The 20317-nt window shown below is 65.4% G+C and carries 15 protein-coding genes; all 15 read left to right on the top strand.

Going from position 1 to position 20317, the window contains the following annotated elements:
• Positions 1-33: 33 nt before the first annotated feature.
• The 15 genes from PM1_RS22245 (at position 34) to fliF (ending at position 20311) form a co-directional block, all read left to right on the top strand.
• Positions 34-3114: a CDP-glycerol glycerophosphotransferase family protein gene (locus tag PM1_RS22245; RefSeq protein WP_009620858.1), complete on the top strand. Its 3081-nt coding sequence runs from the start codon at positions 34-36 to the stop codon at positions 3112-3114.
• Between the two features lie 35 nt (positions 3115-3149).
• Positions 3150-3956 (top strand): methyltransferase domain-containing protein, encoded by an 807-nt coding sequence (locus PM1_RS22240; protein WP_009620859.1) that lies wholly within the window; start codon positions 3150-3152, stop codon positions 3954-3956.
• Positions 3953-5221, top strand: a complete 1269-nt coding sequence (locus PM1_RS22235; RefSeq protein ID WP_009620860.1) for an ATP-grasp domain-containing protein — start codon at positions 3953-3955, stop codon at positions 5219-5221. Before PM1_RS22240 ends, PM1_RS22235 begins: the two co-directional genes overlap by 4 nt.
• Positions 5222-5285: 64 nt before the next feature.
• A complete protein-coding gene (locus PM1_RS22230) occupies positions 5286-8816 on the top strand; it encodes a glycosyltransferase (RefSeq protein ID WP_009620861.1) in 3531 nt (1176 codons plus the stop codon).
• 227 nt (positions 8817-9043) lie between these two features.
• A complete protein-coding gene (locus PM1_RS22225) occupies positions 9044-10162 on the top strand; it encodes a flagellin N-terminal helical domain-containing protein (RefSeq protein ID WP_009620862.1) in 1119 nt (372 codons plus the stop codon).
• Positions 10163-10238: 76 nt separating this feature from the next.
• The gene (locus PM1_RS22220) at positions 10239-10610 is read left to right on the top strand and encodes a flagellar protein FlaG (protein ID WP_009620863.1); all 372 of its coding nucleotides are present in this window, start codon (positions 10239-10241) and stop codon (positions 10608-10610) included.
• 75 nt (positions 10611-10685) lie between these two features.
• Complete coding sequence (fliD, locus tag PM1_RS22215; protein WP_009620864.1) at positions 10686-12098, top strand: flagellar filament capping protein FliD; 1413 nt, start codon at positions 10686-10688, stop codon at positions 12096-12098.
• Positions 12099-12222: 124 nt separating this feature from the next.
• Positions 12223-12603 carry a flagellar export chaperone FliS gene (fliS, locus tag PM1_RS22210; RefSeq protein ID WP_009620865.1) on the top strand — a complete coding sequence of 127 codons (381 nt, stop codon included), beginning with the start codon at positions 12223-12225 and terminating at the stop codon, positions 12601-12603.
• A gap of 26 nt (positions 12604-12629) precedes the next feature.
• A complete protein-coding gene (locus tag PM1_RS22205; protein WP_009620866.1) occupies positions 12630-12926 on the top strand; it encodes a hypothetical protein in 297 nt (98 codons plus the stop codon).
• A 222-nt stretch (positions 12927-13148) separates the two neighbouring features.
• Positions 13149-14624, top strand: a complete 1476-nt coding sequence (locus PM1_RS22200; RefSeq protein ID WP_024128246.1) for a sigma-54 dependent transcriptional regulator — start codon at positions 13149-13151, stop codon at positions 14622-14624.
• A gap of 122 nt (positions 14625-14746) precedes the next feature.
• A complete protein-coding gene (locus PM1_RS22195; protein WP_024128247.1) occupies positions 14747-15952 on the top strand; it encodes a sensor histidine kinase in 1206 nt (401 codons plus the stop codon).
• 4 nt (positions 15953-15956) lie between these two features.
• A complete protein-coding gene (fleR, locus tag PM1_RS22190; RefSeq protein WP_009620869.1) occupies positions 15957-17372 on the top strand; it encodes a sigma-54-dependent response regulator transcription factor FleR in 1416 nt (471 codons plus the stop codon).
• A gap of 87 nt (positions 17373-17459) precedes the next feature.
• Entirely contained in the window at positions 17460-17861 is a 402-nt protein-coding gene (locus PM1_RS22185; protein WP_372241055.1) for an endonuclease domain-containing protein, read from the top strand.
• 300 nt (positions 17862-18161) lie between these two features.
• Entirely contained in the window at positions 18162-18497 is a 336-nt protein-coding gene (fliE, locus tag PM1_RS22180) for a flagellar hook-basal body complex protein FliE (RefSeq protein ID WP_009620871.1), read from the top strand.
• A gap of 23 nt (positions 18498-18520) precedes the next feature.
• Positions 18521-20311, top strand: a complete 1791-nt coding sequence (gene fliF / locus PM1_RS22175; protein ID WP_009620872.1) for a flagellar basal-body MS-ring/collar protein FliF — start codon at positions 18521-18523, stop codon at positions 20309-20311.
• The last annotated feature ends 6 nt before the right edge of the window (positions 20312-20317 follow it).

The raw sequence follows: 20317 nt of genomic DNA, 5'->3' as shown, positions 1-20317 counted from the left end.
GCGCCTGCAACAAGCTGACCAATGGACCGCACCATGTCACAGAACAGCAGAAACGACAGCATCTGGGTGTTCAATGCCGGGATGAACTTCGCCGGCAATCCGAAATGGCTGTTTGCCTACATCCAGTACAAGCGGCCCGATATCCAGGCGCACTGGCTGTGCGACGACGACCAGACCATTGCGCTGGTGCGCCGGCAAGGCTGGAGCGCCCATCGCTACGACTCGCCGGCTGCCCGCCGGATCATGCGGCAAGCCGGCGTGTACGTGGTGGAGAACTTCAAGGAAGTCATCCAGGAGGAATTGCAGGGGATCACCATCCTCAACCTGTGGCACGGCGTGGGCTGCAAGACGGTCGAGCGGGGCGTCAGCAGCGGTTTCCTGCATGAAAGGATCGTCAAGAAGCACATCGTCCATCACGAAACCTATCGCAATCACCAGCTGTTTCTGACCACTTCGCCGCTGATGGAGAAGCACTTCATCGAGCAGTGCGCCCTGGAGCCCCATTCGATCCTGCGGGGAGCCTATCCCCGCTGCCATGAGACGGTCGCGGTCAAGACCTTCGACCACGACCTGCTGGGGCGTAGGAACCTGCCGCCGGATACTCGGATCGTCGCCTATTGCCCCACCTATCGGGAGAAGTCGCATAACGACTTCTTCAATCGCGCCCTGCCGGACATGGAGAAGCTGCTCGGCACGCTGGAGGAGAACGGTCTGCTGTTCATCCTCAAGGTCCATCCGATGATCGAGGGCTATCAGAAGTACAAGGCGCTCAAGCAGCGCTATGCCGACCAGCCTCGTCTGCTGTTCTGGGACAACCACGAGGACTTCTACGAGGTCATGGGCCAGGTCGATGCGGCGATCATCGACTACTCGTCAATCTTCTACGACTTGCTGGCAGCCGGGGTTCCGTACTTCATCCGCTATTTCTTCGACTACGGCACCAACGGCAACTGCCGCGATTTCGTCTACGACTGCCGGGAAATGACCTGTGGCCTCGAATGCGATGACTTCGACCAGCTTCTGCAGGCGCTAGGTCGCTACCGCGAGCAGCCCGACCACGAGCGGGCGGCCATTTCCGAGCTGTTCTGGTCATACTCCCGGGCGGACAACAACGACTACCTGATCGAGTCGGCGCGCGCCTTCCGTACGCCGGCCCTGGTCTCACCCACCCTGTATTCGTTCGACGTGTTCGACACCCTCATTCAGCGCACGACGCTGGAACCTGCAGGCGTGTTCTTCCGGGTGCAGCGGGCGATGCGTGATTCCGGCCTGGGCTTTCCTCAATCGCTGCTGTCCGACTACCCGAAAGCGCGCATGGGGGCCGAGTCCAATGTTCGCTACATGTACAGCGCCACGAAGCTTCAGCGTGGCAGCGACTTGTTGGAAATCACCTTTGACGAAATCATCGAGCGCCTGGCCGATGTCTATGGGCTGACGCCGGAACAGGCGGCATTCCTGCGCGAGCAGGAGCTGGAAAGCGAGTTCGTCTCCTGCCAGCCATGCCCGGACAAGATCGCTGACGCTCTCGAGCTGTTGCAGCGCGGCGAACGGGTGATCTTGCTGTCCGACATGTACCTGCCGGAGGACTTCATCCGGCGTTTGCTGGCCAAGGCCGATCCGCGCCTGGCCGAGCTGCCGCTGTTCCTTTCGTCCACGCGAGGCACCCAGAAAAGCACCCGTACCCTTTATCTGGATGCGTTCCGGGAGGCGGGATATCGTTTCTCCAGATGGCTCCACTATGGCGACAACCCCAACGCCGACGGCAAGAGTGCCGCTGCGCTGGGAATCTCTCCGGTGCTGCATGAACTACCGCAGTTCGATGCATTCGAGCGGGAGATCGTCGAGAGCCTGGGCAGCTATGACGCCTATTGCGTCGCTGCGCTCATGGCTCGCTTCCGCCATCGGAATCAGGATGGCAAAGCCTGCTATGCCTACACCCGGGCCTCCCTGTATCTGGTTTGCTATGCGATGTGGGTGGTGCGCGATGCTATGGCGCGCGGTATCGAGTGCCTGTACTTCGTCGCCCGCGATGGCCACCACCTCAAGCGAATCGCCGATGCGATCATCGAGGAGTGCGGTTTGCCGTTGCAGACCCGCTATCTCTATGGCTCGCGCCAGGCCTGGTGGGTGGCGTCCTATGTCGATGAGATCGATCCGGAGTTCTTCGCCAGCATTCTCGCCTACACGGGGGCGATTTCCTTCGACGGCCTGCTGGAAGGGCTGCGGCTTGACGCCGGCCAGTTCGCGGAGTTCTTCCCCGACCTGAGCGTGCCCGCCAGGCGGGATGATCTGCCGACGACCTTCGTCACCCTGGCGGTGCACGAAGCGAAGAACGCCGAGCGATACCGTCGGCACTTGCTGGAGGTGGGGAACCGGGAGCGCCCCACGGCGATTGGTTACCTGCGTTCGCAGATCGATTTCGATCAACGCTTCGCTTTCGTCGAGTACTGGGGGCGGGGCTATACCCAGGATTGCCTGGCGCGGCTCCTGGAGTTGGCCGCGGGCAGCCCCGTGCCTGCCGATTTCTACTACGCGCGAAGCATCTACCGCAGCCAGCCCGGCAGGGCGCGGTACAACCTGACGGTGAGCAGGGCATCGCTACTGTTCGTGGAGACTCTCTTCGCCAACCTGCCCTATGCGAGCACCAGCGGCTATGAGCAGCGTGACGGAGACTTCATGCCGGTGATTCCGCCGCGCGACTGCGACATGGCATTGCATGAGGCCATGGAGCGCGAACTGCCGAAGTTCGCCCGCGAACTCTGCCGGCTGCCGCTGCAGGACGAAGTCGACGCCATGCGCACATTGTTCGACTGGTCGATCGATCACTTCGCCCGCAACAGATTCAACCCCGAGGTGGTCAAGGAGATTTCCCACCTGACCGACTCCATGTACAGCCATGGAAGCAACACCGAATACTCACCTGCGCTCACGCTGGCGGACATCGTGCGCAACCTGCGGGGGGAGCCGATCAGGTCTCAGTCGCTGGACACGTCCCTGGCTCGTTCGCCGCGCTGGCTGGCCTTGCTCTACGTCATCACCAGCCTACCGATACTGCAGCGCCCGCCCAAGTTGCCCGTCGGGCACTCGGCCGAGTTGCGCCGCCCCCTGCCTTAAGCGAAACAGGTTGCCAAACCGCAAGGATCAGAATCATGACCACCCTAGAATGCAACGCGTGCGGAAGCACCGACCTTTCCTTCGAAACCGTTACCTGCACCATCCAGAAATGGCTGGGTAAAACCTGTGACTTCGTGATCTGCAGTTGCTGTGGGTACGCTGGCAATCCGGGCAACACCCACGATTATCGTTGCGCCCCCTTCGACCCCGGCAGCCAGCCCGAGACCAGCGTACGCGCTGGCGATGGGGTTACTCCGCGCCGCGAGTATCGGATGGCGGAGATGGGCATCGAAATCCTGCAAAATCACTTCGGCAAGGCATTCGCACCCGATGTGGTGGTCTATGGCGCCGGCTTGTCCCAGGACCATGTGCTGATCCAGCAGCAATTGCCGGTTTCCAGGGTCGCCGTATCCGACCTGGGCAATTTCCAGGAAGCGCAGGATTTCGTCCCCTTCGATTCACGCGAGGCGGAATTCGACCTGATGGTCGCCTGCGAGGTGGTGGAGCATTTCACCGACCTGGACGAGGACTTCGCCAACCTGCTGCACAAAGTGCGCGATAGCGGGCTGGTCATCGCCAGTACCAACCTGCGTGATGGCCTGCCGCTGGAAACTGTCACCTATCCGTTCGAAGAAGGGCACACCTCCTATTATTCCGGTCGCTCGCTCATCGAGATCGGCAGGCGTTTCGGCGTGAAGGTGGATTTCCGCACCCCGGCCATTGCTCTGAAGATGAGTACCGGCGGCCCGCGCAAGCGCTACGTGTTCTTCTACCGCGATCCGGCTATCGGCGAGTGCATTTCCCAATATTTCGCCGACCATCATCTGGCGCCGTCGGAATGAGCAAGGTACGGGTATTGGTGTTTCCCTGCGGCACCGAAGTGGGGTTGGAGATCGCCCGTGCCCTGGAGCATTCGCTGCACGTCGAACTGCACGGTGCTTCCAGCCGCGTCGACCATGGCGAGCAGGCCTATATCCGGCACGCACACCTGCCCAACATTGCCGATGCGGCCTTCGATGAGTGCTTCGCGCACTTGCTGGCGCAGTGGAACATCGACCTGGTGTTCGCCACCCACGACAGCGTGCAGGACTACCTGGCGCCCCGTGTCGAAGGCCTTGGCGTGCAACTGGTCAACGGTGACGCTCGAACGGCGCACATCGCCCGGCGCAAATCGTTGACCTATGAATTGCTGGACGATACGCCGTGGGTTCCGCGTCGATATGCCGATGCCGCGGCCGTGGAGGCCTGGCCTGTGGTGGTGAAGCCCGACCAGGGGCAGGGCGGGCAGGGAGTGACCCTGGTCGCCGATGCCGATGAGCTGGCCGTGGCGCTGGCTGTCGTGCAGCAACCGCTGGTCTGCGAGTACCTGCCGGGCGAAGAGCTGACCGTGGATTGCTTCACCAGTCATCGTGGCCAACTGCTGCACGTCGGGGCGCGCTCCCGCGAGCGTGTGGTGGGCGGCATCGCCATGCGCTCGGGACCTCGGCCCACCGATACGCAACTGAACGACATCGCCACCACGCTCAACGCCCGGCTCGCCCTGCGTGGGCCCTGGTTCTTCCAGGTTCGCCGGGACCGCCAGGGCGACTGGAAACTGCTGGAGTTCAGCAGTCGCTTGTCCACCAGCTCGGTCGTGGCGCGCGCCCTTGGCGTCAACCTGCCATTGCTGGCGGTGCAGGACTACCTCGGGCGAGATTTGCTGCTGTTGCCGGAGCCGCGCCTGCAACTGGTCGAGCGCCGCCTGGAGAACAAGGCGGTGCTCGATTACGACTTCGATACCTGCTACCTGGACCTGGACGACACCCTGGTGTGCGCCGGCCGCGCCAATCCGCAGGCGATGCGCCTTGCCTACCGGCTGCTGCAACTGGACAAGCGGCTGGTGCTGCTCACGCGCCATGCCGGTGATCTGACGGCCACCCTGGAGGCCGCGCATATCCCGTTGACGATGTTCGAACGGATCGTCCATCTGCGTGAAGGCGAGCCCAAGTCCGACCATGTGCGCGCGCCGGCGATCTTCATCGACAACCATTTTCCCGAACGTCTGGACGTGTCCCGACGCCATGGCATTCCCGTATTCGATGTGGATGCGATGGATCTGCTGTTCTGACGAGTTCAATTCGCAAGCCGTGGGCATGGTGCCCGCGGATTGCCTGAAGCCAAGTTGAGGTGTGATGGTGAACCAACCCAACGATATCAACCCGCTGGTCAGCGTCGTAATGCCGGCCTATAAGGCGGCCTACCTCAAGGAGGCCCTGCAGAGCCTGCAGGATCAGACCTATCGCCCCCTGGAACTGGTGATCTGCGATGACTGCCGGACGGACGAAGTCCGGGCGGTCGTGGACGAGTACCGCGGCATTCTCGATTTCCCCGTGCACTACTCGTACAACGAGACGCGCCTGCACGAATCGAAGAACCTGGCCAAGTGCGTCAGCCTGGCCAGCGGCGAATACCTGAAGTTCCTGTATGACGACGACGTCTTGCATCCGGAGTGCGTCGAACGCATGGTCGACGCCATGCGCGAGCGGCCAGGGATTGAACTGGTCAGTTCGCGGCGGCGACGCATCGACGATCAGGGGCGTCAACTGCCGGACATCCTGGCCACCGCATTACCGTTCGTGGAGGATGCGCTGGTCGATGGTATCGGCCTGACGTCGTTCCTGGCCGAACACACGGTCAACTTCATCGGCGAGCCCAGCACCGTGCTGTGCCGCCGGGAGGCGGTGGCTGCGTTCGGCGACCAGGTCATGGCGCTCAATGGCGTACCCATCCGCTGGGTGGGCGACCTGGCGCTCTATGTCAAGCTGCTGCAGAAGGGGGACCTGGCGTTCCTCTCCACCCCCCTGGTGGACTTCCGCGTCTCCCGCGAGCAGTTCAGCCAGCTCGGCCGCGACAAGCCGGGCATCGGCGACAAGGGCCACCAGGACTTCCGCCAGGCCGTGCGGGATCTGGGCTGGTACATCGAGGGCGGCGACCAGTTGGTCGGTGTTTCGCCGTTGCATCGAGAACAGGTCCCCGAACGCGTCGACCTGCTTGCCGCCTTGCGCCAGGCCCATGCCCTGAGCGAGATGACCGAGCGCTTCGACGAGTGGTTGGCGGCGCGCAAGCCGAGCCCGATCCAGAAGCGCCTGATCGACGAGCACCTGCGGGCCAATGGCCTGGGCGTGCACGTGGAAGTGCTGCTGCCGGCGGGCGAGGATGCCGCGGCGCTGCAGGCGACGCTCGACAGCCTGGCGGTGGCCGCCCAACTCTACCCGAATGTCAGTGTGACGTTGCTGGGGGCCCAGACGCAGGCTGTGGACAGCGGGCTTCGCCTGCGTCATCAGCCGGTGGGAAACGATGGCATGGCCTGCGCAATCAACGAGGCGCTGCGCAGCAGCACCGCCGACTGGGCGGTGCTGGCCGGTGCCGGTGATCTCTTCACCGCATCCGGGCTGATGGTCGCCGGCCTCGAACTGATGGGGGCGGGCGGTTGCCGCGCCGTGTCCACCGACCTGGTGCTGCGTGGCGAAGATGGCCGCGAAGGGCCGGCCATGCGTCCGGATTTCAACCTCGACCTGCTGATCAGCTTCCCCACCTCCCTGGCGCATCACTGCCTGTTCAACCGCGAGGCCATCCTCCAGATAGGCGGTTTCGACGGGGAGTATCCCCAGGCGCTGGAGCTGGATCTGCTGCTGCGCCTGGTAGAGCAGGGCGGCCTCGATGGCCTGGCGCACCTGTCCGAGCCGCTGCTGTCGACCGCCGCGCCGAGCCTGCAGGCCAACCCCGACGAGGAGCGCACCCTGCAGCGCCATCTCGCCGCGCGTGGCTACGGGCAGGCGCGGGTGCAGAGCCATCTGCCGGGGCGCTACCACATCGACTACGGCCATGCGGCGCAGCCGCCGGTGTCCATCCTCATCGTCCTGCGCGACCAGCTCGCGGCCGTGCAGCGCTGCGTGATGAGCCTGCTCGAACACACGGCCTACCCCAACTACGAAATACTGCTGGTGGACAACGCCAGCGAGAACCCGGCCACCCGCCAGTGGTTGGAGGGCGTCGAGCAGATGGCCGCCGAGCGCGTCCGCGTGCTGCGCTCGGGCGAGCCGCTGGCCGATGCGCACCTGAAGAACCTGGCTGCCGCCCACGCGCGTGGCGACTACCTCTTGTTGTTGCGTCCGGAGACCGCTGTCTTCCAGGGCGAGTGGCTGGGCGAGCTGGTCAACCAGGCGCAGCGTCCGGAGGTCGGCGTCGTCGGCGCGAGGACCATCGACGGTGACGGACGCATCACCCATGCCGGGCTGGTGCTGGGCCTGCGCGGCGTCGCCGGGCACGCCTTCATCGGCGAGGACATGAACGCCACCGGCTACATGAACCGCCTGCAGGTGGCGCAGAACTACAGCGCGGTCTCCGATGGCTGCCTGATGATCCGCAAGGCGCTGTTCGACGAGCTGGGTGGCCTGGACGAGGGCGACTTCGCCGAACGGGGCGCCGATGTCGATCTCTGCCTGCGCGCCGGCGAGGCCGGTTACCTGGTGTCGTGGACGCCCCATGCGACCTTGCTGCACAGCCAGGTTCCGGAAGCCGAGCCGGTGGAGCTGCAGGACGCCTTTTACGCCCGCTGGCTGCCGCGCCTGGCCCGCGATCCGGCGTACAACCCGAACTTCTCCCTGGTCCGTGCCCGCGGCGGCTTCGTCCTCACCGACACCCAGCTGACCTTCCGGCCCCTGGCCTGGCAGCCATTGCCGACAGTGCTGGCGCATTTCGCCGACACCTTCGGATGCGGGCACTATCGGGTTATCCAGCCCTTCCTCGCGCAGCGCGAGCAGGGCCTGATCGAAGGCGTAGTGACCCACGGCCTGCTGCATGTCGCCGACCTGGAGCGCTTCTCTCCGGACGTGGTTCTGCTGCAGCGCCAGATCGGCGACGAGCGCCTGGACGCCATGCGCCGCATGAAGGCCTTCTCCCGTGCCTTCAAGGTCTACGAGCTCGACGACTACCTGCCGAACCTGCCGTTGAAGAACCAGCACCGCGAGCACATGCCCAAGGACATCCTCCGCTCCCTGCGCCGCGGCCTGGGCTACGTCGACCGCTTCGTGGTTTCCACCGAGGCGTTGGCCGAGGCCTTCTCCGACCTGCATCCGGATATCCGCGTCGCCTACAACCGCCTGGCTCCCGGCTGGTGGGGCGGCCTGCAGCCGAGCCAGCGGCGGCGTTCGGCGAAGCCGCGGGTGGGCTGGGCAGGCGGGGTCAGCCACACCGGCGACCTCGAACTGATCGCCGACGTGGTCAAGGAACTGGCCAACGAAGTCGAATGGGTCTTCTTCGGCATGTGCCCGGAAAGGATCCGTCCCTATGTGCACGAGTTCCATCCGGGCCTGCCGATACAGCAATACCCGGCCAAGCTCGCGAGCCTGGATCTCGACCTGGCCCTGGCGCCGCTGGAGGACAACCTGTTCAACCAGTGCAAGAGCAACCTGCGCCTGCTGGAATACGGCGCTTGTGGCTTCCCGGTGGTGTGCAGCGACAACCGTGCCTATGCCGGCGACCTGCCGGCGACCCGGGTGAAGAACCGCTTCCGCGACTGGGTGGAGGCGATCCGCATGCACCTGGCCGACCTCGACGCCACGGCACGAATGGGCGACGAGCTGCGTGACAGGGTGCGCGCCGAATGGATGCTGCAGGGCGACAACCTGCAGACCTGGCACCGCGCCTGGCAACCGGACTGAGTTCCCGGGTACCGCTGCCCGAATGCTGAAAGCCCCGCCAAGCGGGGCTTTCAGCACTTTCCTAGGGCAGGGTGCAAGAGGGGCTTGAAAAAAAATCGAAAATCGCCCTAAAGCAAAATCCGCCACGGACGATAACCCTAACGAAGGTTCTCCAGGCCATACCGGGCGGCACTAGCCAAGGGCCAGGGACCAACTGAAAGCAGTCGCCTATCCACGAGGATCTCGTCATGGCCCTTACCGTAAATACCAACATCTCTTCGCTGACCGTTCAGAAGAACCTGAACAACGCTTCGAAAAACCTCAACACTGCCATGACCCGGCTCTCCACCGGCCTGCGCATCAACAGCGCCAAGGACGACGCCGCCGGTCTGCAGATCTCCAACCGCCTGAGCAGCCAGATCAACGGCCTGAACAAGGCAGTGGACAACGCCAACGACGCCATCTCCATCGCCCAGACCGCCGAAGGCGCCCTGCAGGAATCCACCAACATCCTGCAGCGCATGCGTGTCCTGGCCGTGCAGTCCGCCAACGGCTCCAACAGCGAAGACGACCGTACCTCGCTGAACCAGGAGTTCAAGTCGCTGACCGCCGAACTGACCCGCATCTCCGAAACCACCACCTTCGGTGGCGGCAGCACCGCGGTGACCCTGCTCAACGGTAAAGCCGGCACCAACGGCACCATGACCTTCCAGGTCGGCGCCAACGCCAACGAAACCGTCAGCTTCACCCTGAACGACATGAGCGCCAAGGCCCTGAACGGCAGCTACACCCTGGCCAGCGGCACCATCGCGGTCACCGGCGTCAACGACACCACCACCGCCGCTACCTCGGGCAGCATCACCGTCAACGGTGTCGAAGTCGACTACGCCAAGGGCGCCAGCCTCAACGACATCGTCGCCTCGATCAACACCAACGTCAGCGGCATCACCGCGGTCGCCAGCGGCGGCAGCATCAAGGTCACCTCGCAGGACGACATCACCGTCACCGCGGGCGGCACCCTGACCGGCGGCACCGCCACCGTGGCTTCCGGCCAGACCGTGCAGTCGCTGAACATCGGCACCGCCGACAAGGCCCAGGCCGCGATCCAGGTGATCGACGATGCCCTGAAGCAGATCGACACCCAGCGTTCGGCCCTCGGTGCGGTACAGAACCGTCTGGACAGCACCATCTCCAACCTGCAGAACATCGCAGAGAACGCCACCTCGGCACGCAGTACGATCCAGGATGCCGACTTCGCCGCGGAAACGGCGGAGATGACCAAGCAGCAGACCCTGCAGTCGGCAGCCACCGCTGTACTGGCCCAGGCCAACCAGCTGCCCTCTGCCGTACTCAAGCTGCTGCAGTAAGGTCATCGGCGGTTGATACGAAGGAAGGGCGCACTGCGCCCTTCCTGCATTTGTCCAGAACAATGAGGAGTCGATGATGAGCGTGACTTTCTCTACGATCGGACTGGGAGCCCCCGTCAGGGCGGACCAGGCCCAGGCGGCCACGCCCATCGCGGCCGGCGGCAAGGCCGTTGCCGTCGACGGCAAGGGTTCGCCGTCCACCGGCAGTACCCAGGTTGCGCCGGACAAGGCTACCCTGGATCGTGCGCTGGACAGCCTGCGCAGCAATGCCCAGGTCATCCACCGCAACCTGGAGTTCTCGGTCGACCAGGAGTCGGGCATCACCGTGGTCAAGGTGGTGGACAGCACCAGTGGCGACGTGATCCGGCAGATTCCCTCCGAGGTCGCGGTGAAGCTGGCGGAGAGCATCAAGGAAGCCGGCAACCTGCTGTTCCGGGAGCAGGCCTAGGAAGCTGGCCTGCTTCTTGCCTGAAGGCTCTGGTACGAGCAATTGCGTCAAGAAACCGTTTAAAGGAGCGCGGCAATGACTACGATCAGTTCTTCCTCGTCGGGCAGCATCGCCTCTACCGGCCTGGGGTCCGGCCTGGACATCGACTCGATCGTCAGCGCCCTGGTGAAGGCACAGACCAGTGCCAAGCAGACGCAGATCACCAACCTCACCAAGTCGAACACTACCCAGCTATCCGCCGTGGGCTCGCTCAAGAGCGCGCTCTCGACCTTCCAGCTGGCAGTGGCGACGCTCAACACCGCCGACTCCTTCTCCGGGCTCAAGGCTACTTCGTCGGACGACACGAAGGCGACTGCCACCGCCAGCGCTTCGGCTACCGCCGGTACCTACACCCTGGAGGTCGACAAGCTGGCAACCGCCTCCAAGGTGGCCAGCCAGTACGTCGGCAGCTCCGACAAGTTCGGCGCCGGTCGTCTTACCCTCAGCCAAGGCGGCAGTAACTATTACGTGACGGTGTCCGCTGGCGATTCGTTGTCGACCATCCGCGACAACATCAACAAGCTCAGTTCCACCAGCGGCATCTCCGCCAACATCGTCACCGACTCCAGCGGCTCGCGCCTGGTGCTCAGTTCCACCACCACCGGTGCCGGCACCGATATCAGCGTCAAGGCCTCGGGCGACAGCAGCCTGAGCAAGCTGGCGATCGACGGCTCGGCAGCCTACAGCAGCTCTACCGGCGGCTATCTGGTTCAGGCCGGCGATGCCGAGTTCAAGCTCGACGGCCTGTCGATGACCAGTTCCAGCAATACCCTGGACAAGGCCGTCAGCGGCGTGACCTTCAATCTACTGACGACCGGCAGTTCCACCGTGACGGTGGCAACCAACACCGACGACCTGACCGCCAACATCCAGAAGTTCGTCGACGCCTACAACACGATGGTCAAGTCGATCTCCAGTCTGACCGACATCACCACCACCACCAATGAGGACGGTACCACCAGTACCAGTGCGGGGCCGCTGTCCAGCGATGCCACCACCCGCACCCTGCTCAACGGTCTGCGCAACGAGTTCGTCAACCTGTCCAGCGGTAGCGGTACCCTGCAGGTGCTGTCGCAGCTCGGCATCACCAGCCAGAAAGATGGCACCCTGAGCGTCGACAGCAGCAAGCTGAGCAAGGGGCTGGAGACCTATGCGGGCAACATCCAGAGCTTCTTCACCGGCAGCGACGGCTTCCTCAAGCGCATGTACAACGCCGTCGACACCTATGCCAAGACCAATGGCATCCTCGACCAGCAGACCGACTCGATCAACGCCACCATCAGCAGCCTGAAAAAGCAGCAGACCGACCTCGACGACCGCACCGCCAAGCTGACCGACATCCTGTACGCCAAGTACAACGCCATGGACAGCCTGGTCGCCCAGCTCAATGCCACCAGCAGCAGTGTGATGACCACGCTGAATGCGCTGAACAAGAGCTCCGACGACTGACGCCGGCAGCGTCTAGCCGACCGGCAGCGCCCGGCGCAGACGCAATTCGCGATTAAAGTCTGGCGCCGCCGCGCCGATACCCTGGACATCGGATATGAAACCTTCCACACCAGGGGATCTCGAAATGAATGCGATGGCAGCGCTTCGCCAATATCAGAACGTGGGTGTCCAGGCACAGCTCCACGAGGCGAGTCCGCACCGCCTGATCCAGATGCTGATGGAAGGTGGCCTGAGCCGCATCGCCCAGGCCCGCGGCGCCATGCAGCGCGGCCAGATGGCGGAGAAGGGCCAGCTGATCGGCAAGGCCGTGGCCATCATCGGTGGCCTGCGCGACGGCCTGAACCTGGAAGCCGGCGGCGATTATGCCGAGCGCCTGAACGCCCTGTACATCTACATGGGGCGCCGCCTGCTTGAGGCCAACCGGCAGAACGACGAACATATGCTCGACGAAGTGGCCAACCTGCTTCGCAGCATCAAGGAAGGTTGGGACGGTATCCCGCAGTAATACCGTCCCTCCAGGAGACACGAAGCATGACCCTCGCCGTCGAGCGTATCGAACAAACCCGCACTGCCCTGGGCACCGCCCTGGCGGAGCAGGACTGGGAAGCCATCGCGCGGCTGGACCTGGAGTGCCGCCAGCACGTGGATGCCGCCATGCACGAGCCGCTGGACGACGACAGCGACCTCAAGCGCAGCCTCGAAGGCCTGCTCGTGCTGTACCGCGAACTGGTCCAGGAAGTCACCCGCCAGCGCCAGGGCGTGGCCGAGGAGATCATCCGCGTCAATCGGTCGCACAAGGGCGCCAAGGTCTATCAGCTTTTCGGCTGAGCCCCGCGGGTCGCCCGTTCGGCGCGGCCCCCCGTTTTCGCCGTTGCCGCCGTTCGTGCCAGCAGGTAAGTTCTTCCGTCGGAAACAACGAATAAATCACGCCATAAATTTGACTCCTGCCACATTTTTGACTTTACTTGGTGGCTAAATGATGGCGGATTGTTTCCGCCTCTTTCCCGTTGCCGTTCGCCGGCCCACATGCCTTCGGAAGACAAGAGCAAGATGTGGCGTGAAACCAAGATTCTGCTGATTGACGACGACCTGGAGCGTTGCCGCGAACTCTCCACCATCCTCAACTTCCTCGGCGAGGACCAGTTGTCCTGCCGCAGCCGCGAATGGCGCCTGGCGGTCGACGACCTGCCCAACGGCAGCCGCGGCGTGCTCTGCGTGCTGCTCGGCAGCGTCGAGCACAAGGGCGGCGCCCTGGAGCTGCTCAAGCAGCTTTCGGCCTGGGACGAATTCCTGCCGGTGCTGCTGATCGGCGACTCGGCGCCGACCGACTGGCCGGAAGAGCTGCGCCGCCGCGTGCTGGCCAGCCTGGAGATGCCGCCCAGCTACAACAAGCTGCTCGATTCCCTGCACCGCGCCCAGGTCTACCGCGAGATGTACGACCAGGCCCGCGAGCGCGGCCGCCAGCGCGAGCCCAACCTGTTCCGCAGCCTGGTCGGCACCAGCCGGGCCATCCAGCAGGTACGGCAGATGATGCAGCAGGTGGCCGACACTGACGCCAGCGTGCTTATCCTCGGCGAGTCCGGCACCGGCAAGGAAGTGGTGGCGCGCAACCTGCACTACCACTCCAAGCGCCGCGAAGCGCCTTTCGTGCCGGTTAACTGCGGGGCCATTCCCGCCGAGCTGCTGGAAAGCGAACTGTTCGGCCACGAGAAGGGCGCCTTCACCGGCGCCATCACCAGCCGCGCCGGGCGCTTCGAGCTGGCCAACGGCGGCACCCTGTTCCTCGACGAGATCGGCGACATGCCGCTGCCGATGCAGGTCAAGCTGCTGCGCGTGCTGCAGGAGCGCACCTTCGAGCGCGTCGGCAGCAACAAGACGCAGAACGTCGACGTGCGCATCATCGCCGCGACCCACAAGAACCTGGAGAAGATGATCGAGGGCGGCAGCTTCCGCGAGGACCTGTACTACCGCCTCAACGTCTTCCCCATCGAGATGGCGCCGCTGCGCGAGCGGGTAGAAGACATCCCGCTGCTGATGAACGAACTCATCTCGCGCATGGAGCACGAGAAGCGCGGCTCCATCCGCTTCAACTCCGCCGCCATCATGTCGCTGTGCCGCCACGACTGGCCGGGCAACGTGCGCGAGCTGGCCAACCTGGTGGAACGCCTGGCTATCATGCACCCCTACGGGGTGATCGGCGTGGGCGAGCTGCCGAAGAAATTCCGCCACGTCGACGACGAGGACGAGCAACTCGCCAGCAGCCTGCGCGAGGAGCTGGAAGAGCGCGCCGCCATCACCGCCGGGCTGCCGGGCCTGGACTCGCCGGCGATGCTGCCGGCCGAGGGCATCGACCTCAAGGACTACCTGGCCAACCTCGAGCAGGGGCTGATCCAGCAGGCCCTGGACGACGCCAACGGCGTGGTCGCCCGCGCCGCCGAGCGCCTGCGCATCCGCCGCACCACCCTGGTGGAGAAGATGCGCAAGTACGGCATGAGCCGCCGCGAGGAGGAAGTGGCGGAGGATTGACGCCGCTTGCCTTTGCGTTTCAATAAGTGACTGAAAATAAAGGACTAATTTTTAGGCACGCAGATTGCTAAGACTCTGCCAGCCGACGCTTTCACGACGTCGGATGGAAGAGAGACAGCATGATGCCAGCCGTACCCCAGCAGTCCCAGCCGACCTCCAGCGATGCGCCGGAGGAGAACGGCCGCGCCGGCCTGGACCAGGCCTTCGCCCTGTTCAACCAGATGTCCACCCAGCTGAACCAGTCGTACAGCATGCTGGAGGCGCGGGTCAGCGAACTGAAGGGACAGCTGGCCCTGGTCAGCGCCCAGCGCATGCAGGAGCTGGCGGAGAAGGAACGCCTGGCCAACCGCCTGCAGAGCCTGCTGGACCTGCTGCCCGGCGGCGTCATCGTCATCGACGGCCAGGGCGTGGTGCGCGAGGCCAACCCGGCGGCGCGCGGCCTGCTCGGCCAGCCCCTGGTAGGCATGCTGTGGCGCCAGGTCATCGCCCGCTGCTTCGCGCCGCGCAAGGATGACGGCCACGAGATTTCCCTGCGCGACGGGCGCCGCCTGTCCATCGCCACCCGCTCGCTGAACGGCGAGCCGGGGCAACTGGTACTGCTCAACGACCTCACCGAGACCCGCCGCCTGCAGGACCAGTTGGCCCGCCACGAGCGCCTGTCGGCCCTGGGCCGGATGGTCGCGTCCCTGGCCCACCAGATCCGCACGCCGCTGTCCGCGGCCATGCTCTACGCCGGCCACCTGAGCGAGCAGGCGCTGCCGCTGGAGCAGCAGCAGCGCTTCGCCGGGCGCCTCAAGGAGCGCCTGCAGGAACTGGAGAACCAGGTGCGCGACATGCTGGTGTTCGCCCGCGGCGACCTGCCGCTGCCGGACCGCCTGAGCCCGGCGGAGCTGTTCGCCAGCCTGCGCGCCGCCGCCGAGGCCCATGTCGCCGGCCTGCAGCTGCGCTGGCAATGCGACGTGCGCGGCGGCGAGCTGCTGTGCAACCGCGACACCCTGGTCGGCAGCGTCCTCAACCTGCTGCACAACGCCATCCAGGCCGGCGGCCAGGACGTGCGCCTGAAAGTCCACCTCTACGCTCGTGGCGACAGCCTGCGCCTGGCCATCAGCGACAGCGGCCCGGGCATGGACGCCGCCACCCTGGCGCGCCTGGGCGAGCCCTTCTTCACCACCAAGACCACCGGCACCGGCCTCGGCCTTGCGGTGGTCAAGGCGGTGGCCAAGGCGCACCACGGCGAACTGCGCCTGCAATCGCGACCAGGCCGCGGCACCTGCGCCAGCCTGGTCCTGCCGCTGATCGCGGCCCCCGTCCGTGAACACAAGGAATAACCCCATGCCCGCCAGAATCCTGCTCGTCGAAGACGACCGCGCCCTGCGCGAAGCCCTCTCCGATACCCTGCTGATCGGCGGCTGCGAGTTCACCGCCGTGGACAGCGCCGAGGCGGCCCTGGTCGCCCTGCAGCGCGAGGCCTTCGGCCTGGTGGTCAGCGACGTCAACATGCCCGGCATGGACGGCCACCAGTTGCTCGGCCTGATCCGCGCCCGCTACCCGCAGCTGCCGGTGCTGCTGATGACCGCCTTCGGCGCCGTCGAGCGCGCCGTCGACGCCATGCGCCAGGGCGCCGCCGACTACCTGGTGAAACCCTTCGAACCCAAGGTGCTGCTGGAACTGGTGGCCCGCCATGCCCAGGGCCAGGCGGTCGCCGCCGAAGGCGAGGGCCCGGTGGCTATGGAGCCGGCCAGCCGCCAGTTGCTGGAACTGGCCGCGCGGGTGGCGCGCAGCGATTCCACCGTGCTGATCTCCGGCGAGTCCGGCACCGGCAAGGAAGTGCTGGCGCGCTACATCCACCAGCAGTCGCCGCGCGCCAACAAGCCCTTCATCGCCATCAACTGCGCGGCTATCCCCGACAACATGCTCGAGGCCACCCTGTTCGGCCACGAGAAGGGCGCCTTCACCGGCGCCATCGCCGCGCAGCCGGGCAAGTTCGAGCTGGCCGACGGCGGCACCATTCTCCTCGACGAGATTTCCGAGATGCCCCTGGCGCTGCAGGCCAAGCTGCTGCGCGTGCTGCAGGAGCGCGAGGTGGAGCGCGTGGGCGCGCGCAAGCCGATCGAGCTGGACATCCGCGTGCTGGCCACCACCAACCGCGACCTGCTCGGCGAGGTGGCGGCGGGGCGCTTCCGCGAGGACCTGTACTATCGCCTGTCGGTCTTCCCTCTGGCCTGGCGAGCCCTGCGCGAGCGCCCGGCGGACATCCTGCCGCTGGCCGAGCGCCTGCTGGCCAAGTACGTGAAGAAGATGAACCTGGGCGCGGTGAGCCTGGCCGCCGACGCCCGCGACGCCCTGCTGACGCACCCCTGGCCGGGCAACGTGCGCGAGCTGGACAACGCCATCCAGCGCGCGCTGATCCTGCAGCAGGGCGGCCAGGTCCGCGCCCTGGACCTGTGCCTGAACGCCCCCATCGGCATGGCGTCCGCAGCGCCCGTGATCCCCTTGGTGCAGCCCGTCCCGGTGGCGGCCGCCGCCAGCGCCGGAATTCCGTCGGCGCCCGCGGACAACGCCGGCGGCCTCGGCGAAGACCTGCGCCGCCGCGAGTTCCAGATGATCATCGACACCCTGCGCAGCGAACGCGGCCGCCGCAAGGAAGCCGCCGAACGCCTGGGCATCAGCCCGCGCACCCTGCGTTACAAGCTGGCGCAGATGCGTGATGCGGGGATGGATGTGGAGGCTTACTTGTACGCCAGTTGAGTGGCGCCGATTTCCCCTGTTCGGGCCCGCTGTTCGCGGGCCTTTTCTTTGTGTGGTGAGGGGCGTTTCCCGTGGTGGTTTCAGCGCTTGCCGGCAGTCGTGACGGCGGTGGGTGGCGCAGGGTTCTGCTTTTCCATGGAGGAAGGGCAGGGCATGTCGAGGCCAACGGAATTCGCCCGGGAACTGCGGCGTCGGCAAACCGACGCGGAGCGGTTGTTGTGGAGTCGTCTGCGGGATCGCCGGCTACTCGGCTGGAAATTCAGGCGTCAGGTGCCGCTGGGGCCGTATGTGGTGGATTTCTATTGCCATGAGCGGCAACTGGTGGTGGAACTGGACGGCGGGCAGCACCTGGGAAGTGCCGCGGATGTCGAGCGGGATGCCTGGTTGAGGGGCCAGGGGCTGCGGGTGTTGCGGTTCTGGAACCACGACGTGCTGGTGCGGACGGAGGGGGTGTTGGAGGCGATTCTGTTGGCATTGGAGTCTGGATAGAGCACCCTCACCCCAGCCCTCTCCCAGAGGGAGAGGGGGCCGTTCGGCGCGGCGACAAGTAATGGATTTCTCCTGGCATATAGGTGTGGCCGACACCAATGTTCCCGGCTGCACACCTTCCTGCGCACGGCAGAGGAGGGGCTCCCTCTCCCTCCGGGAGAGGGCTGGGGTGAGGGGGCTCTTTACCCCAACAGCCACATCCTACAAGCCCCCCTGAAACCTGGCACCCTTGTTGCAATCCCCTATGCCAAAGCGCCGCGGCGTCAAAAAAGCCGCGGCCCGTAGTCAGAGGGAAAGCAAATGAGTCAGGGTATCGAGTTCAACCGCCTGCTGCTGGAAATGCGCTCCATGCAGATGGACGCCATGGCCAAGGCCAAGCCGGCCGCCTCGGCGCCGGCTGCCGTGGAGGGCGCGCCGAGCTTCTCGGACATGCTCGGCCAGGCGGTGAACAAGGTGAACTCCACCCAGCAGGCCGCCAGCGCGCTGGCCAATGCCTTCGAGGTGGGCCAGAGCAACGTCGACCTGACCGACGTGATGATCGCTTCGCAGAAGGCCAGCGTGTCCTTCCAGGCCATGACCCAGGTGCGCAACAAACTGGTCCAGGCCTACCAGGACATCATGCAGATGCCCATCTGAGCCACGGGGTAGGTAGATAGTTCATGGCCGAAGCCACTGTAGACAACCAGGTCCCCGCCAAAGCCGGCGCAGCCGAAATGCTGAAGAAGCCGCTGATGGGCCTGCAGTTCCTCGAGAACCTCGCCGAGATGCCGGTGCTGCGTCAGGTCGGCCTGCTGGTCGGGCTGGCGGCGAGCATCGCCATCGGCTTCGGCATGGTGCTGTGGTCCCAGCAGCCGGACTACAAGCCGCTGTACGGCAGCCTCAACGGCGTCGACGCCAACAAGGTGATCGAGACGCTGAACGCCGCCGACATCGGCTACAAGGTCGACCCCAACTCCGGCGCCCTGCTGGTCAAGGCCGACGACCTCGGCCGCGCCCGCATCAAGGTGGCCGGCGCCGGCCTGACGCCCACCGACACCAACGTCGGCTTCGAGATCCTCGACAAGGAACAGGCCCTGGGCACCAGCCAGTTCATGGAGGCGACCAATTACCGTCGCGGCCTGGAAGGCGAACTGGCGCGCACCATCTCCAGCCTGAACAACGTCAAGGCCGCCCGCGTGCACCTGGCCATCCCGAAGAGCTCGGTGTTCGTCCGCGACGAGCGCAAGCCCACCGCCTCGGTGCTGGTCGAGCTGTACCCGGGGCGCAGCCTGGAGCCCAGCCAGGTGCTGGCGATCGTCAACCTGGTGGCCACCAGCGTGCCGGAACTGGACAAGTCCCAGGTCACCGTGGTCGACCAGAAGGGCAACCTGCTCTCCGACCAGCAGGAGCTGTCCGAGCTGACCATGGCCGGCAAGCAGTTCGACTATTCCCGGCGCATGGAAAGCATGTTCACCCAGCGCGTGCACAGCATCCTGCAGCCGGTGCTGGGCGACGGCCGCTACAAGGCCGAGGTGTCCGCCGACGTCGACTTCAGCGCCGTGGAATCCACCGCCGAGTCCTACAACCCGGACCAGCCGGCCCTGCGCAGCGAGCAGGTGAACAACGAGGAACGCCAGAACAGCAACGGCCCGCAGGGCGTGCCGGGTGCGCTGTCGAACCAGCCGCCGGGCCCGGCCAGCGCGCCGCAGCAGACCGGCAAGAGCGCCGGCGGCGATTTCGTCGCCCCGGGCCAGCCGCTGAAGGACGCCAACGGCCAGACCATCATCGACCCGAAGACCGGCCGTCCGGTGCTGGCACCGTACCCCACCGACAAGCGCGAGCAGAACACCCGCAACTACGAGCTGGACCGCTCCATCAGCTACACCAAGCAGCAACAGGGCCGTCTGCGCCGGCTTTCCGTCGCGGTGGTGCTGGACGACCACATGGTCGCCGACGCCAAGACCGGCGAGGTCAGCCACAAGCCCTGGAGCGCCGACGAACTGGCGCGCTTCACCCGCCTGGTGCAGGACGCGGTGGGCTACGACGCCAGCCGCGGCGATAGCGTCAGCGTGATCAACGCGCCCTTCGCCCCGGAGCAGAACCTGGAGATCGCCTCGCCGCCGTTCTACTCGCAGCCCTGGTTCTGGGACATCGTCAAGCAGGTGCTGGGCATCGTCTTCATCCTGGTGCTGGTGTTCGGCGTGCTGCGCCCGGTGCTGAACAACCTCGCCGGCAACAAGAACAAGGCCCTGGTGGCCGGCGCCGGCGGCGACATGGCCCTGGGCGAGATGGGCGGCCTGGAAGGCGAGCTGGCCGAGGACCGCGTCAGCCTGGGCGGCCCGCCGAGCATCCTGTTGCCCAGCCCCAGCGAGGGGTACGATGCGCAGCTGAACGCGATCAAGAGCCTGGTGGCTCAGGACCCGGGCCGCGTGGCCCAGGTAGTGAAGGATTGGATCAACTCCGATGAGTGATGCGGT

The sequence above is a fragment of the Pseudomonas sp. M1 genome (assembly GCF_022760135.1).
Classification (GTDB): Bacteria; Pseudomonadota; Gammaproteobacteria; order Pseudomonadales; family Pseudomonadaceae; genus Pseudomonas; species Pseudomonas citronellolis.
Note: the sequence above shows the minus strand (reverse complement) of the source record. Positions and strands in the feature narration are given on the sequence as shown.

Excerpts from the sequence above, each read along its gene's own strand:
- PM1_RS22220 (WP_009620863.1), top strand. The coding sequence starts at position 10,239 with ATGAGCGTGACTTTCTCTACGATCGGACTGGGAGCCCCCGTCAGGGCG.
- PM1_RS22240 (WP_009620859.1), top strand. The coding sequence starts at position 3,150 with ATGACCACCCTAGAATGCAACGCGTGCGGAAGCACCGACCTTTCCTTC.
- fliD (WP_009620864.1), top strand. The coding sequence starts at position 10,686 with ATGACTACGATCAGTTCTTCCTCGTCGGGCAGCATCGCCTCTACCGGC.
- PM1_RS22235 (WP_009620860.1), top strand. The coding sequence starts at position 3,953 with ATGAGCAAGGTACGGGTATTGGTGTTTCCCTGCGGCACCGAAGTGGGG.
- fliF (WP_009620872.1), top strand. The coding sequence starts at position 18,521 with ATGGCCGAAGCCACTGTAGACAACCAGGTCCCCGCCAAAGCCGGCGCA.
- PM1_RS22245 (WP_009620858.1), top strand. The coding sequence starts at position 34 with ATGTCACAGAACAGCAGAAACGACAGCATCTGGGTGTTCAATGCCGGG.
- PM1_RS22230 (WP_009620861.1), top strand. The coding sequence starts at position 5,286 with ATGGTGAACCAACCCAACGATATCAACCCGCTGGTCAGCGTCGTAATG.
- PM1_RS22225 (WP_009620862.1), top strand. The coding sequence starts at position 9,044 with ATGGCCCTTACCGTAAATACCAACATCTCTTCGCTGACCGTTCAGAAG.
- PM1_RS22200 (WP_024128246.1), top strand. The coding sequence starts at position 13,149 with ATGTGGCGTGAAACCAAGATTCTGCTGATTGACGACGACCTGGAGCGT.
- PM1_RS22205 (WP_009620866.1), top strand. The coding sequence starts at position 12,630 with ATGACCCTCGCCGTCGAGCGTATCGAACAAACCCGCACTGCCCTGGGC.
- fliE (WP_009620871.1), top strand. The coding sequence starts at position 18,162 with ATGAGTCAGGGTATCGAGTTCAACCGCCTGCTGCTGGAAATGCGCTCC.
- fliS (WP_009620865.1), top strand. The coding sequence starts at position 12,223 with ATGAATGCGATGGCAGCGCTTCGCCAATATCAGAACGTGGGTGTCCAG.
- PM1_RS22195 (WP_024128247.1), top strand. The coding sequence starts at position 14,747 with ATGCCAGCCGTACCCCAGCAGTCCCAGCCGACCTCCAGCGATGCGCCG.
- fleR (WP_009620869.1), top strand. The coding sequence starts at position 15,957 with ATGCCCGCCAGAATCCTGCTCGTCGAAGACGACCGCGCCCTGCGCGAA.